Annotated in this window: 14 protein-coding genes; 11 read left to right on the forward strand and 3 right to left on the reverse strand. The window is 69.4% G+C overall.

Annotated elements, in window-relative coordinates:
• Positions 1–24: 24 nt before the first annotated feature.
• From KEC56_RS03720 to KEC56_RS03735, 3 genes are all read left to right on the forward strand, one after another.
• Positions 25–1,092: a LacI family DNA-binding transcriptional regulator gene (locus KEC56_RS03720; RefSeq protein ID WP_227529858.1), complete on the forward strand. Its 1,068-nt coding sequence runs from the start codon at positions 25–27 to the stop codon at positions 1,090–1,092.
• 42 nt (positions 1,093–1,134) lie between these two features.
• Complete coding sequence (locus KEC56_RS03725) at positions 1,135–1,323, forward strand: hypothetical protein (RefSeq protein ID WP_227529859.1); 189 nt, start codon at positions 1,135–1,137, stop codon at positions 1,321–1,323.
• 376 nt (positions 1,324–1,699) lie between these two features.
• On the forward strand, positions 1,700–2,116 hold the full coding sequence (locus KEC56_RS03735; protein WP_227529860.1) for a VOC family protein: 417 nt from the start codon (positions 1,700–1,702) through the stop codon (positions 2,114–2,116).
• Between the two features lie 10 nt (positions 2,117–2,126).
• Here KEC56_RS03735 and KEC56_RS03740 read toward each other — a convergent pair whose 3' ends face one another.
• The gene (locus KEC56_RS03740; protein WP_227529861.1) at positions 2,127–4,667 is read right to left on the reverse strand and encodes a DEAD/DEAH box helicase; all 2,541 of its coding nucleotides are present in this window, start codon (positions 4,665–4,667) and stop codon (positions 2,127–2,129) included.
• A 130-nt stretch (positions 4,668–4,797) separates the two neighbouring features.
• On the opposite strand from KEC56_RS03740, the gene KEC56_RS03745 reads away from it, so the two are divergent.
• Positions 4,798–5,862, forward strand: coding sequence for an iron-containing redox enzyme family protein (locus tag KEC56_RS03745; protein WP_227529862.1), 1,065 nt, complete (start codon positions 4,798–4,800; stop codon positions 5,860–5,862).
• Positions 5,855–6,073 (forward strand): CDGSH iron-sulfur domain-containing protein, encoded by a 219-nt coding sequence (locus KEC56_RS03750; protein WP_175987141.1) that lies wholly within the window; start codon positions 5,855–5,857, stop codon positions 6,071–6,073. The genes KEC56_RS03745 and KEC56_RS03750 overlap by 8 nt, the downstream gene beginning before the upstream one ends.
• On the opposite strand, the gene KEC56_RS03755 is transcribed toward KEC56_RS03750, so the two are convergent.
• Both KEC56_RS03755 and KEC56_RS03760 read right to left on the reverse strand, forming a co-directional pair.
• Complete coding sequence (locus tag KEC56_RS03755) at positions 6,042–6,242, reverse strand: hypothetical protein (RefSeq protein WP_372456228.1); 201 nt, start codon at positions 6,240–6,242, stop codon at positions 6,042–6,044. The genes KEC56_RS03750 and KEC56_RS03755 overlap by 32 nt on opposite strands.
• A gap of 34 nt (positions 6,243–6,276) precedes the next feature.
• Positions 6,277–7,311, reverse strand: coding sequence for an FUSC family protein (locus KEC56_RS03760; RefSeq protein WP_227529863.1), 1,035 nt, complete (start codon positions 7,309–7,311; stop codon positions 6,277–6,279).
• Between the two features lie 141 nt (positions 7,312–7,452).
• On the opposite strand from KEC56_RS03760, the gene KEC56_RS03765 reads away from it, so the two are divergent.
• From KEC56_RS03765 to KEC56_RS03790, 6 genes are all read left to right on the forward strand, one after another.
• On the forward strand, positions 7,453–8,487 hold the full coding sequence (locus KEC56_RS03765; protein WP_227529864.1) for an iron-siderophore ABC transporter substrate-binding protein: 1,035 nt from the start codon (positions 7,453–7,455) through the stop codon (positions 8,485–8,487).
• The gene (locus KEC56_RS03770; protein WP_227529865.1) at positions 8,484–9,530 is read left to right on the forward strand and encodes a FecCD family ABC transporter permease; all 1,047 of its coding nucleotides are present in this window, start codon (positions 8,484–8,486) and stop codon (positions 9,528–9,530) included. The genes KEC56_RS03765 and KEC56_RS03770 overlap by 4 nt, the downstream gene beginning before the upstream one ends.
• Entirely contained in the window at positions 9,530–10,597 is a 1,068-nt protein-coding gene (locus KEC56_RS03775) for a FecCD family ABC transporter permease (protein ID WP_227529866.1), read from the forward strand. The genes KEC56_RS03770 and KEC56_RS03775 overlap by 1 nt, the downstream gene beginning before the upstream one ends.
• A complete protein-coding gene (locus KEC56_RS03780; RefSeq protein ID WP_227529867.1) occupies positions 10,594–11,394 on the forward strand; it encodes an ABC transporter ATP-binding protein in 801 nt (266 codons plus the stop codon). Before KEC56_RS03775 ends, KEC56_RS03780 begins: the two co-directional genes overlap by 4 nt.
• Positions 11,384–12,343 carry a siderophore-interacting protein gene (locus KEC56_RS03785; RefSeq protein WP_227529868.1) on the forward strand — a complete coding sequence of 320 codons (960 nt, stop codon included), beginning with the start codon at positions 11,384–11,386 and terminating at the stop codon, positions 12,341–12,343. Before KEC56_RS03780 ends, KEC56_RS03785 begins: the two co-directional genes overlap by 11 nt.
• A 133-nt stretch (positions 12,344–12,476) precedes the next feature.
• Positions 12,477–13,532 (forward strand): DUF998 domain-containing protein, encoded by a 1,056-nt coding sequence (locus tag KEC56_RS03790; protein WP_227529869.1) that lies wholly within the window; start codon positions 12,477–12,479, stop codon positions 13,530–13,532.
• Positions 13,533–13,596: the final 64 nt, after the last annotated feature.

A 13,596-nucleotide genomic window follows, 5' to 3' on the forward strand; every position in this document is an offset into this window, starting at 1 on the left:
GGACACGGGGACGGGCTTCGCGACGTGACCGTAGCGGACGTGGCCGCGCGAGCCGGCGTCGCCAAGGCGACCGCGGCGCGTGCGCTCGGCGACTACGGAGCGGTGAGCGCGAAGGTCCGCGCACGTGTTCAGGAAGCGGCATCCGCGCTCGGGTACCGGCCGAACGCCGTCGCGCGCAGCATGAGCACCGGGCGATCGAAGGCGATCGGCATCATCGTGGGCGACATCGAGAACTCGGCATTCGCGCAGGCGACTCGCGGGGCTGCTGATGTCGCCGAGGCTGCAGGGTACGACCTGATCCTGTCCAACTCTCGCGAGGAGGTCGAGACGGAGCGCAAGGCCATCGATCTGCATCTCGCCAAGCGGGTCGATGGGCTCGTCATCGCGCCCGCGTCGTCGATCCACCCCGCCAGCTTTCTCGACATCGTCGAGGCCGGCCGTCCCATGGTGTTCTTCGACCGACTCGTGCACGGGATCGAGGCGGATGCCGTCGTCGCGGCGAATCGTGAGGGCGCGACGCGTCTCGCCGATGTGCTCGTGCGAGCCGGGCATCGTCGAATCGCGTACGTGTCGGCGCTCGACGACATATCCGCTGGTGGGTTCCGGTCGATGTGGGATGCGGAGTCCCGCGAGTTCGTACCGGGTCTCAAGTCCTCGGTGATCGCCGAGCGCATTGCTGGGTTCGCGGATGCCCTTCAGCGCGCCGGCATCGGAGACCCGCTCGCCTACGTGCGCCTCGGCGCAGACGAGGAGAACGCTCGTCGGATCGTGACTGATCTTGTCACCGGCGACGACGCGGTCACCGCGATCGTCGCGTCCGACAGCATGGTCTCGTTCCACGCGTTTCGTGCGATCCGCGACCTCGGGTTGCGGATCCCCGATGATATCTCGTTGGTCGGGTTCGACAACGCGCCATGGACGTCGGTGACCGAGCCGACGATCACCGTGATCTCTCAGCCTTCACGCGAGCTCGGCGCGCTTTCGACTCAGATCCTCATCGATCGGATCGAAGGGGCGACCGACCCCATGCGTGTGCGGGTGCTCCCGCAGGAGCTCATCGAACGCGGATCAGTATCGCGACCGCGAGGCTGAGGTCGTTCAGTGCTCCGGCACTTCGAGGTTCGCCGACGCCCATTGGCCGAGCTGGCTGAGGATGTCTGGGGCCTCGACCTGCGCGTCGTGCAGCGTCCGTTCACGCTCGTCGGTGTGAAACCCGCCCTGGACGCCTTCACCGACGTCGCGAACGAGCTGAAGGAGAACGCGGAGAAGTCGGCGCGCTCCTTCGGGCAGGAGCTCGCCGCGACGCGCCGCAAGGTCGCCTGAGGCCGGGCAGCGTCACGCCCGACATATCGGGGGCCGCGATCACGGATGTCGGATGCTTCGGCAGGATCCGTCCGACATCTGTGCAAACGGCCCCCGATGTGTCGCCGGGTCGCCGGGCGTGACCCGTTCACCCGGGCAGTCGCACGGTCGCCACGAGCCCGCCGCCCCGCGCGGTGCAAGCTCCAGCATCCCGCCGTGCGCCCGGGTGATGCCGTCGACGATCGCGAGACCGAGTCCCGTCCCTGCGTGATCGCGGTCGCGCGTCCGCCCGGCGCCGCCTCGACCCGCACCGTGACCGAACCGCCGGAGCGGTTGTGCGCGATCGCGTTGTGCACGAGGTTCACGACGAGCTGCTGCAGCAGCGCCGGCGACCCGGATGCGCCAGGCGCCGACCCCTCGACCGCGAGAGAGATTCCCAGTGGATGGTGCGTTCAGCGGTTTCAGCGTCGACGACATCGACGCGGCGCACGAGTTCTACGGCACAACGCTCGGGCTCGAGGTCGAGGCGAACCCGATGGGGTTCCTCGACATCCGTCTGCCGAGGGGCGGGTGGATCCTCGTGTACTCGAAGCCGAACCACGAGCCTGCGAGCTTCACGATCCTGAACTTCCCGGTGGCGGACGTGTATGCCGTCGTCGACAACCTCATCGCCCGCGGCGTGCAGACCAAGATCTACAGCGACGCGGAGTTCCCGTCCGACGAGCGCGGCATCGTGTGCGGCGGGGGACAGAGCCCCGACATCGCGTGGTTCCGCGACCCGGCGGGCAACGTCCTCGCCGTCATGCAGGCCTGAGCGGGCCCCGCTAGAGGCGGTCGACGGCGGTGACGGTCACCACGGCCTCGCCCGCCTCATCGGATGCCGCCAGATCCACGGTCGCCGAGATACCCCAGTCATGATCCCCGGCGGGATCGTCGAAGATCTGACGCGCCGTCCACTGCGATGATCCCTCGGTCAGCAGAAGCAGCTTCGAGCTGCGGGCATCCGCCCCGGTGAGGATCTCGTCGTGCTCGGCGAAGTACGCATCCAGGGCGTCGTTCCAGGCATCGGCTCCGAACGCGGGATCGAGCTCGACGAGAGCGTCGACGTCCTCGAGGGCGGCGAGCTGCACCCGCCGGAACAGCTCGTTGCGCACGAGCGTGCGGAAGGCGCGGACGTTCGCGGTCAGTCGCTTGGGCGCGGGAGGGACGATCGGCTCGTCCACGTGTTCCGCGCTCTTCAGGGCGGCGAGGTCGACCTGGCCGTCGTCCGTGCCGGCGCGCAGCTCCTCCCACTCGTCCAGCAGGCTGGAGTCCACCTGCCGCACGAGCTCGCCGAGCCATTCGATGAGGTCGCGGAGGTCTTCGTTCTTCAGCTCTTCGGGGATGGTCTGCGATGCGGCGCGGTATGCGTCCGACAGGTACCGCAGCACGACGCCCTCCGAGCGGGCGATCTTGTAGAACGCGACATATTCCCCGAACGACATGGCTCGCTCGTACATGTCGCGCACGACCGACTTCGGATGCAGCTCGAAGTCGCGGATCCACGGCTGAGCAGCGCTGTACGTCTCGAACGCCGCTCCGAGCAGCTCTTCCAGCGGCTTCGGATACGTGATCTGCTCGAGCAGCTCCATCCGCTCGTCGTACTCGATGCCCTCGCGCTTCATCTCTGCGACCGCCTCGCCGCGGGCGAGGAACTCCTGCTGACCGAGGACCGCCCGCGGATCGTCGAGCGTCGATTCGACGATCGAGATCATGTCGAGCGCGAAGGTCGCGGCATCCGGGTCGAGCAGCTCGAACGCCGCCAGCGCGAACGGCGACAGCGGCTGGTTCAGCGCGAAGTTCGGCTGCAGGTCGACGGTGAGACGGACGCCCTTCGACGGGCTCAGGGACCGGTCCTCGTACTCCTCGACGATGCCCGACTCGCGCAGCGTCCGGTAGATCCCCAGCGCCCGCAGCGCGAGCTGTCGCTGCCGCGCGCGGGGCTCGTGATTGTCGTATACCAGCGCGCGCATATTGCCGAACACGTCGCCGCCGCGAGCGATGACGTTCAGCATCATGGCGCTCGTGATCTGCATGTGGGAGGTCAGCGGCTCCGGCTCCGCATCCACGAGCTTGCGGAACGAGGGCTCGCCCCACGAGACGAAGCCGTCCGGCGCCTTCTTGCGGATGATCTTGCGCTTCTTCTTCGGGTCGTCGCCCGCCTTGCGGATCGCGGCGGCGTTCTCGGACTCGTGCTCCGGTGCCTGGCACACCACGGTGCCCGCGGTGTCGAAACCGGCGCGCCCTGCGCGGCCGGCGATCTGATGGAACTCGCGGGCATTGAGCTGCCGCATCCGCGTGCCGTCGAACTTCGTCAGGGCCGTCAGCAGCACCGTGCGGATCGGAACGTTGATGCCGACCCCGAGGGTGTCGGTGCCGCAGATCACGCGCAGCATCCCGCGCTGCGCGAGCTGTTCGACGAGGCGGCGGTACTTCGGCAGCATCCCAGCGTGATGCACGCCGATGCCGGCCCGGAGGAACTTCGACAGCGTGCGCCCGAACGCGGTCGTGAACCGGAATTCACCGATCACGGCTGCGATCTCGTCGCGCTGCTCCCGCGTGGCGATCTTCGTGCTCGACAGCGCCTGCGCGCGCTCCATCGCCGCCGCCTGCGAGAAGTGCACGATGTAGATCGGGGACTGCCCCGTGGAGAGCAGGTCTTCGATCGTCTCGTGGATGGGGGAGAGCTCGTAGAAGAAGTGCAAGGGCACGGGCCGCTCGACGCCCGTCACCACCGACGTCTCGCGCGACGTGCGCCGCGTCAGATCGTCAGCCAGAGACGTCACGTCCCCGAGCGTCGCCGACATCAGGACGAACTGCGCCTGCGGCAGCGTCAGCAGCGGGACCTGCCAGGCCCACCCGCGGTCGGGATCGGCGTAGAAGTGGAACTCGTCCATCACCACCTGCCCGACATCAGCGGCATCGCCCTGACGCAGGGCGAGGTTCGCGAGGATCTCGGCGGTGCAGCAGATGATCGGGGCGTCCGCGTTGACCGCCGAGTCGCCGGTCACCATGCCGACGTTCTCGGCGCCGAACACGTCGACGAGGGCGAAGAACTTCTCGCTGACCAGAGCCTTGATCGGGGCCGTGTAGTAACTCCGTCGGCCGTCGGCAAGGGCGGCGAAGTGCGCACCGATCGCGACGAGCGACTTCCCCGTGCCGGTTGGGGTCGAGAGGATCAGGTTGTTCCCCGAGACGATCTCGATGACCGCTTCGTCCTGCGCCGGATACAACTGGATGCCGGTCGACTCCGCCCATTCGACGAACGCCGTGTAGACGGCATCCGCATCGGAGCCGTCGGGGAGGGAGTCGGTGAGGGAAGCCATGTCCTTACGATCCTCCCCCATCATCAGGGCGATCAGACGCTGAGGGCCTGCGTCAACCCCCGATGCTCTGGGCTGTTCCCGTGAAATGCTGGTCGCCGGGTGCATCCGCGAGCGCCCGCGAAGGGGATCCATGATCGACAGCCACGCCGTCGATGCCGTGTCGGCACGAGGGGCGCTCAGCGCCGCACTGCTGAACCGGCTCCGATTCGACGATCCGATTCACACCGGCTCGATCGCCGATAGGCGAAGCGCAGACCTGGTCGAACTCGCGGCGGACGCGCTCACCGCGAGCTCCGGTATCGCAACGGATGACGACCTGCAGATCACCCTGTTCCTGCTGTACGCGTGCGCGTACGGATCTCTGGACTGGATCGACCCTGCATGGGAGTGGAACCCTGAGCTGCTGGCTGTCCGGCGAGGGATCGAGCGGGAGTTCGAACGCGAGCTTCGCCGCGACGTCGCCGTGGGCGCAGTACCGCCCGCGGATGCTGAGTCCATCGCCGCCGCGCTTTTCGAGCTCACGGCGCCGAACCCCGGCCCCTCCCTTGCTCGGTACGTCGCCAAACACGCGACGCTCCACCAGGTGAGGGAGTTCGTGATCCAGCGCAGCATCTACACGCTGCGCGAAGCCGATCCGCACTCCTGGGCCATTCCTCGGCTCACCGGTCGCGCGAAGGTTGCGCTCGTCGAGATCCAGTCCGATGAGTACGGAGGTGGACGGCCCGAGCGCATGCACGCGGAGATCTTCGCCCGTACGATGCGTGGACTCGGACTCGACGCACACTACGGCGGCTACCTCGATCGGGTTCCGGCGGTGACGCTGGCCTCGCAGAACGCCATGTCGATGTTCGGCCTGAACCGGTCGCTGATCGGCGCGATCGTGGGCCACCTGGCAGCCTTCGAGATGACCTCGTCGTTGCCCAACCGCTCGTATGCCGAGGGTGTGCGCAGGCTCGGCTTCGGCGACGACGTCGCGGAGTACTTCGACGAGCATGTGGAGGCGGATGCTGTGCATGAGCAGATCGCGGCGCGCGATCTCGCCGGCGGGCTCGGGGAGGATCGCCCCGAACTCATCGAGGACATCTTCTTCGGGGCCGGTGCCTGCCTGATGCTCGACGATCGCGCTGCGGATCATGTCAGGGCTGCGTTCGAAGCGGGCGAGAGCTCTCTGCGACCCGGGGGCGACGATGCCTGAGCGCGACGTGCAGATCACCGCGTGCGCCGACGGGCCGCTCCTCGTGCGCGGTGCGGTTCAGGTCGTCGGTGAAGACGGGCAGACCATCGACAATCCTCGTCGAACCGTCGCGCTCTGTCGTTGCGGGTCTTCAGCGATCAAACCGTGGTGCGACGGCACGCACAAGCTGATCCGCGGGGTCAGTGATCCAGCCTCTTCGACATCTCGGTGATCCAGATCGGCGCGAACGGCGAGATGCTCGGTGCATCCTTCATGTCGCGCTCGATGAGGTCGAGCAGGTGGTCGAGGTCGAGGCCCTCGGGCTTCTTCACGACGCGTTCGGATGTCAGCGACCACGCGGCCGCGTTCACGGTCGGGTCGGCGTCTCGCCCGTCGCCCACAGCCCCTTCGCGACGGCGTGATCGACCTTCACCTTCAGTCGTCGCCGATGATCCCCCCACGGATCCGGCGCAGGTCCTCCATGAGCGACCCGATGAGGATCCAGTGACCGGATGCCGGCGGCTTCACCTGCAGCGGTGCGGTCAGCGCCGGGATCGCCGAGGTCTCGGCCGCGGGCTCGGGAGCGATGTCGGCGACCTGCACCGCGAGCCTGACGTCGTGGCCCGCGCGGCGCAGCTGCTCGGCGATCGCGTGCACCGTCGGCTCCGCGGCGAGCGTGTCGTCGTAGTGGTCGAAGAACGCGCGCGTCATCCCGATCACCTGCGTGACGATCGGCGAGAGGCGATCGAGCAGCGCGCGCATCTCGGCGATCTCGCCTCTGGCCGCGCGGCGCGGGTTGAGCGTGAGGGATTCCTCGCCGGCCGATACGGATGCCGCAGCCGCCGCCTGCATCGGGCGCAGCAGGCGCGCTTCGACCATCAGCCCCTGCAGATCGCCCGGCCGCTGCGTGCTCGAGAGGGCTGCGGCCAGGCGGTCCAGGCTCGCAGCGATCTCGGTGCCGAGCAGACCGAGGTCTCGACGGGCGGGGGCGATGAGCACCGGGGGCACGAGCAGCGCGTTGACGACGAGCGCGAAGCTCACTCCGATCAGCGTCTCGAGGATCCGATCGATCGCGTACTCGAGGTTCGACGATCCGAGAGCGAGCACGAGCATCGCCGAGATCGCGACCTGATTGCCCGTTCCCGGTGAGGCGCGCAGCGCCCACGCGACGAGCATCGCCACGACGATCGCCAGCAGCACCACCCAGCTCTGCGCGCCGAGCAGCAGGCTCAGGGCCACGGCGATGACGACGCCGACGATCACGCCGATGCTGCGCTCCAGCGCCTTCGCGAACGACTGGTTGACGCTCGGCTGCACCACCAGCAGCGCGGCGATCGCCGCGAACACCGGCAGAGGACCGGGGATGAGCCAGCCCGCGATCAGCCACGCGCCGATCGTGGCGATCGCCGACTTCGCGACCTGCAGCAGCGGACTGCGCTTCGCGCTGCGCACCGACGCCGTGACCCTCATGGCACAACGCTAGCGCCGTCGCCATCACGTCATCAGCAACTGAGGTCACCCTAACCCCGTGCTACCTTAGGGGAGGCTTACCAAAGCCGTCCGGCTCCCGGCCGCCTCCCGAACCCACCGAAACCCTTGAAGGGAACGCCCGTGCCTACCTCCCGACTCCTCGCCCTCGGCGCCGCTGCGGTCCTCGCGCTCAGCCTCGCCGCATGCTCCTCGACGGCACCCACGAGCACCGACGACACCGCAGCGGGCTCCAACCCGGCATCCGACGACGCATTCCCCGTCACGATCGAGCACGTCTACGGCGAGACGACGATCACCGAGAAGCCCGAGCGCGTCGCCACCGTCGCGTGGGCAAACCACGAAGTGCCGCTCGCGCTGGGCATCGTGCCGGTCGGCATGAGCAAGGTGGCCTGGGGTGACGACGACGACAACGGCGTCCTCCCCTGGGTCGAGGAGAAGCTCGACGAGCTCGGCGCCGAGACCCCGGTGCTCTTCGACGAGGCGGACGGCATCGACTTCGAGGCCGTCGCCGACACGAACCCCGACGTGATCCTGGCGTCCTACTCCGGACTCACGCAGGAGGACTACGACACGCTCTCCAAGATCGCGCCGACCATCGCCTACCCCGAGGTCGCCTGGGGCACCTCCTACCAGGACATGATCACCATGAACGCGACAGCTCTGGGGCTCGCCGATGAGGGCGCAGAGCTGGTCGCCGACCTCGAGTCCCAGACGCAGGACGCGCTCGACGCGCACCCGGCTCTGAAGGACGCCAAGGTCCTGTTCACCTACATCGACCCCAACGACTTCAGCCAGGTGGGCTTCTACACGCCCATCGACACGCGCCCCGGATTCCTCCTCGACCTGGGTCTTCCCGAGCCGCAGATCCTGAAGGACAACGCCGACGCGACCGACTTCTACCTGACCGTCAGCGCCGAAGAGGTCGACAAGTTCGACGACGTCGACCTGTTCATCACCTACGGCGACGAGTCGATGGTCGCCGCCCTCCAGGCGGACCCGCTGCTCGGCAAGATCCCCGCGGTCGCCCAGGGGCAGATCGCGATCCTGCCCGACGCCACCCCGATCGCCAACTCCGCCAACCCGTCGCCGCTGTCGATCCCGTGGGGGATCGACGAGTACTTCTCGATCCTCGAGGCACCGCTGACGGGCAAGTGACCTCGATCGCCACAGCACCGAAGCCGGGCGCCGCAGGTCTGCGGCGCCCGGCATCGGTGCGCACAGCGTGGCTGCTCATCGGCGTCGGCGTCATCCTCGTCCTGAGCATCCTGTCGGTGTCGTTCGGCGTCCGCGCCGTCTCGCCGGGCGACATCCTCGCCGCCCTCGGCGGGCACACCGACACCGTCGAACAGGCCGCCATCGTCAAGCGGATACCGCGCACCGTCCTCGCGATCCTCGTCGGAGCCGCCCTCGCGCTCTCCGGCGCGACCATGCAAGCGGTGACACGCAACCCCATCGCCGACCCCGGCATCCTGGGTGTCGCCAACGGCGCATCGCTCGCGGTCGTCATCGGCCTCGCCTTCTTCGGCGCGACCGGCGCCTTCACGCAGATCGCCGTCGCCGTCGTCGGCGCAGCGCTCGCCGCAGTCTTCGTCTACGCCGTCGGGTCGCTCGGCCGCGGCGGCGCCACCCCCCTCAAGCTCGCGCTCGCGGGAGCCGCGACATCCGCCGCGCTCGCCTCGCTCATCAGCGCGGTCATGCTCCCGCGCGTCGATCTGCTGACAGCGTTCCAGTCGTGGCAGGTCGGCGGCGTCGGCGGCGCGGAATGGCCGAGGATCGCGATCACCGCGCCCGTGCTCGCGGCGGGCGCCCTCATCTGCTTCGCGTGCTCGCGCGGCATGAACTCGCTCGCGCTCGGCGACGACATGGCCGCAGGGCTCGGCGAGAACGTCTTCCGCACGCGGCTCATCTCGGCGCTCGGCGCCGTCATCCTCGCCGGCGCCGCCACCGCCATCGCCGGCCCCATCGGATTCGTCGGCCTCGTCATCCCGCACGTCTGCCGGATGCTCATCGGCACCGACCACCGCTGGCTGCTGCCGTTCACCGCGCTGGCAGGCTCTGCCCTGCTGCTGGCGGCCGACATCGTCGGCCGCGTGATCGCGCCGAACGGGGAGGAGATCCAGGTCGGGATCATCACCGCCGTCATCGGCGCGCCGTTCTTCATCTGGATTGTGCGCCGTCAGAGGGTGAGGGAGCTGTGATGGCCGCGCGGGTGCCGACCCTTCGACAGGCTCAGGGATCGGATGCGGGGGCGGCGATCGCCGCCGGGCGCCGGATGCGCCGCCGCAGGCACGTCGTCGCGAACAGCATCCTCGGGGCGCTCCTCGTCGCGCTCGCCGCGACGGCGCTCATGGTCGGCAACACCTTCTACACGCCGGACGAGGTGATCCGCGTCGTCCTCGGCGAGACGGTGCCCGGAGCGTCGTTCACGGTGGGCGAGCTGCGGCTGCCGCGCACCGCCATGGCGCTGCTCGTCGGCATCGCGTTCGGCATCGGCGGCGTCTCGTTCCAGACGCTGCTGCGCAACCCGCTCGCAGCCCCCGACATCATCGGCATCACGCAGGGCGCGAGCGCGGCCGCGGTCGTCGGGATCGTCGTCCTCGGGCTCAGCGGGCCGTCCGTGTCGGCGCTCGCGGTCGCGGGGGCGCTGGTCACGGCGATCGCCATCTACCTGCTCTCGAACAAGGGCGGATTCTCCGGCATCCGGGTGATCCTCATCGGGATCGGCATCGCGGCGATGCTGCAGAGCGTCATCTCCTACGTGCTCTCGCGAGCCGCGCAGTGGGACATCCAGACCGCCATGCGGTGGATCGCCGGCAGCCTGAACAACGCCTCGTGGGATGACGTCGCCCCGCTCGCGGTCGCGAGTCTGGTGCTGCTGCCGCTGCTGTTCGCGCAGGCCAGGGCCCTCGGGATGCTGCAGCTCGGCGACGACTCCGCCGCGGGCCTGGGTGTGCGCGTGAACCTCACCCGCGTGCTGTTCATCATCGGCGCCGTCGCACTGCTCGCCTTCGCCACCGCCGGCACGGGCCCGATCGCGTTCGTCGCGTTCATGGCGGGGCCGATCGCCGCGCGCATCGTGGGCCCTGGCGCGAACCTGCTCCTGCCGTCCGCGCTGGTCGGCGCCGTGCTCGTGCTGGGCGGCGACCTGCTCGCCCAGTTCGCCCTCGGCACCCGGTACCCGGTTGGGGTCGTCACGGGCGTCCTCGGCGCGCCGTACCTGATCTACCTGCTCATCCGCACCAACCGCTCGGGAGGCTCGCTGTGACCGAAGCGCACACCCTCAAAGCCTGCGCCGTCACTCTCGGCTACGGCGACCGCACCGTCATCGACGGCCTCGACCTGCAGATCGCGCCGGGGAGGATCACCTCGATCGTCGGAGCGAACGGATGCGGCAAGTCGACGCTGCTGCGCTCGCTCGCGCGACTGCTGTCACCGGCATCCGGCCAGATCGTCCTCGACGGCAGGTCGGTGCACTCCCGGCCCACCAAGGAGGTCGCCCGAATCCTCGGCCTGCTGCCGCAGTCGCCGATCGCGCCCGAGGGCATCGCGGTGGCCGACCTGGTCGGGCGAGGGCGGCATCCGCATCAGAAGGTGCTCGCCCGCTGGACGGCCCACGACTACGAGGTGGTCGCCGACGCACTGGAGGCCACCGGCATCTCGGATCTCGCCGATCGCAGCGTCGACGAGCTCTCCGGCGGCCAGCGCCAGCGCGTCTGGATCGCCATGGCCCTCGCGCAGGAGACCGACATCCTGCTTCTCGACGAGCCCACCACGTTCCTCGACGTCGCCCACCAGGTCGAGGTCCTCGACCTGCTCACCGACCTCAGCCGCGCCCGCGGCACCACGATCGTCATGGTGCTGCACGACCTCAACCTCGCGGCCCGCTACAGCGACGAGCTCGTCGCGATGCGCCAGGGCCGGGTGCACGCGGCGGGCGCGCCGAGCGAGGTCCTCACCCGCACGCTCGTCGAAGAGGTCTTCGGCATGGCGAACCAGATCACCACGGACCCGGTCTCGGGAAAGCCCATGGTGACCCCGATCGGAAGGCATCATGTCCGCTGACACGCGCACCCGTCCGCCGTACGTCCTCGCCCGCGCCGAGGTGCGCGCCGTCGAACGCGTCTCGCCGAACTTCGTGCGGGTCACCTTCGGCGGCAGCGAGCTCGACGAGTTCGGCACCCCGGGCGACGTCTACGACGCGCGGATCAAGCTCGTCTTCCCGCCAGCATCCGGCATCCTGCCCGACATCGATCGCGAGACCGACGACTGGTGGGGCGCGTACCTCGCCGTCCCGGAGGACGAGCGCGGCTCGATGCGCACGTACTCGATCCGCGAGCTGCGCACTCCGGCCGCTGAGCACGTCGAAGCGTCCGGCACCGAGGTCGTCGTCGACTTCGTACTGCACCTGGCGCCGGGGCTCACCGGTCCCGCCTCGCTGTGGGCGAGCAGCGCGGCAGTCGGCGACGAGCTGTGGATCGTCGGTCCCCGGCGCGGCCGCGAGGACCGCAGCGGTATCGAGTACGCCCCGGGGGCGGCACCTTCGGTCGTGCTCGTCGGCGACGAGACGGCGGCGCCGGCCATCGCGCGCATCCTCGAGGACGCCCCGCGCGACCTGCGCGGCATCGCGTTCATCGAGGTGCCGACGGCGGACGACGCGCTGCCGATCGCCGCGCCCGACGGTGTCGAGGTGCACTGGCTGGCCCGCGGGGATGCCGCGCACGGGCTGCGCGTCATCCCGACCGTGCTCGACTATCTCGGCGACACCGGGCACACCGAGATCGCGGTTCAGGATGCCGCCGGCGAGGACCTCGTCTGGGAGACGCCGATCTACTCCGGCAGCGGCGAGGCGCTGGGCGCCGGCGTCGCCGATGTCGACCGGTACTTCTGGATCGCCGGCGAGAGCGGTGTCGTGACGACCCTGCGCCGCCACCTCGTGAAGGACCTCGGGATCGACCGGGCCCAGGTCGCGTTCATGGGCTACTGGCGCCGCGGCGTCGCCATGCGCGGCTGATGAGCGACCCGATCCGCTGAGCCGCTCCCGATCTGCGGAGGAATCCTTCGAGAACGCCCGCAGATCGGGACGACATCCGCAGATCGGGGGACGGCGACCGCGCCACGTCGCACCTCCGTGATGTGATGAGGGCATGGATGCCGAGCAGCGGATGTCGCAGGAGACCAGAGCGATCTGGGCCACCGTCGTCTGCTTCCTCGTCGGCGCCCTGGCCGGGACGCTGCTACTGTGGGGCACTCCGCGGCCCGTCGCCGGTGACGGATCGGTGGGGATTCCCGTTGCGATCGTCGCCGGTGCGATTGCCGCGGCATCCTTCGCAGTCAGCTCGCGGTTGCACCGCCGGGGCGAGCACGCGGCCATGCCGCGCTGGCAGGCGATCATCTCGTCGTTGTCGGCCATCGCGCTGACCGTCGCCTTCGCCGGGGTCACCGCGCTCGGCGTGCTGCTGACCACCGAGGTGCTCGGCGCGGGCCTCCAGGGTCTGCAGCTGTCGGCCGTCGGCGGAGGCCTCATCACCGGGGTGGCGAGCGCTGTGGCCGGCCGCCTCGCGTTCGAGGCCGGCATCGGTCTGCGCACCGCCGACCTCGCGAACCTGCTGTTCCGCTACCTCATCATCGGCACCCTGTTCGCGATGATCACGGCAGCCGACCCGCAGTGGTGGGAGCTGAACTTCTCGCAGCTCGGCATCGGAACCGGTGCGTGGGCGTTCAACGGCACGCTCGTCGTCGCCGGCATCCTCACCGCCACGGTCGGCTCGTACATCGGCCGCGATCTGCACCGCATCCAGGGCGACGCGGCGCTGCGGCGGGTCGCGTGGGTCGTCGTGCTCTGGGCGGCCGCCGGCGCTGCGCTCGCCGCGGTGGGGCTGTTCCCCCTCGAGCGCATCGTCGTCGTGCACAACGTCGCCGCCTTCTCGACCCTCGTGCTGTTCGTCGTGGCCGGCGTCCTGACGGTGACCACGATCCCCGGCCCGCCGCCCGCCCTGATGCTGACCACAGCGGGGGTGGCGCTGCTCATCGTCGTCCCCGTCGTGCTGGCGTTCGCGTTCGGGCTGTTCTCGATCACGGCGCTTGAGGCGATCATCATCGGGCTGGCGCTGCTGTGGCTGACCACGCTCGTACGCGTGCTCGCCGTGCTCACCCCCGATCGGACCAGACCGTCGGTGCGCGCCTCGCTGCTGCGAGGGTAGGGGTAGCCGTCGCAGCGCAACCCTGTCACTATCGGGGGAACGATCGATGACGAAAGGGACGACG

This window comes from Microbacterium tenebrionis (assembly GCF_020682665.1).
GTDB lineage: Bacteria > Actinomycetota > Actinomycetes > Actinomycetales > Microbacteriaceae > Microbacterium > Microbacterium tenebrionis.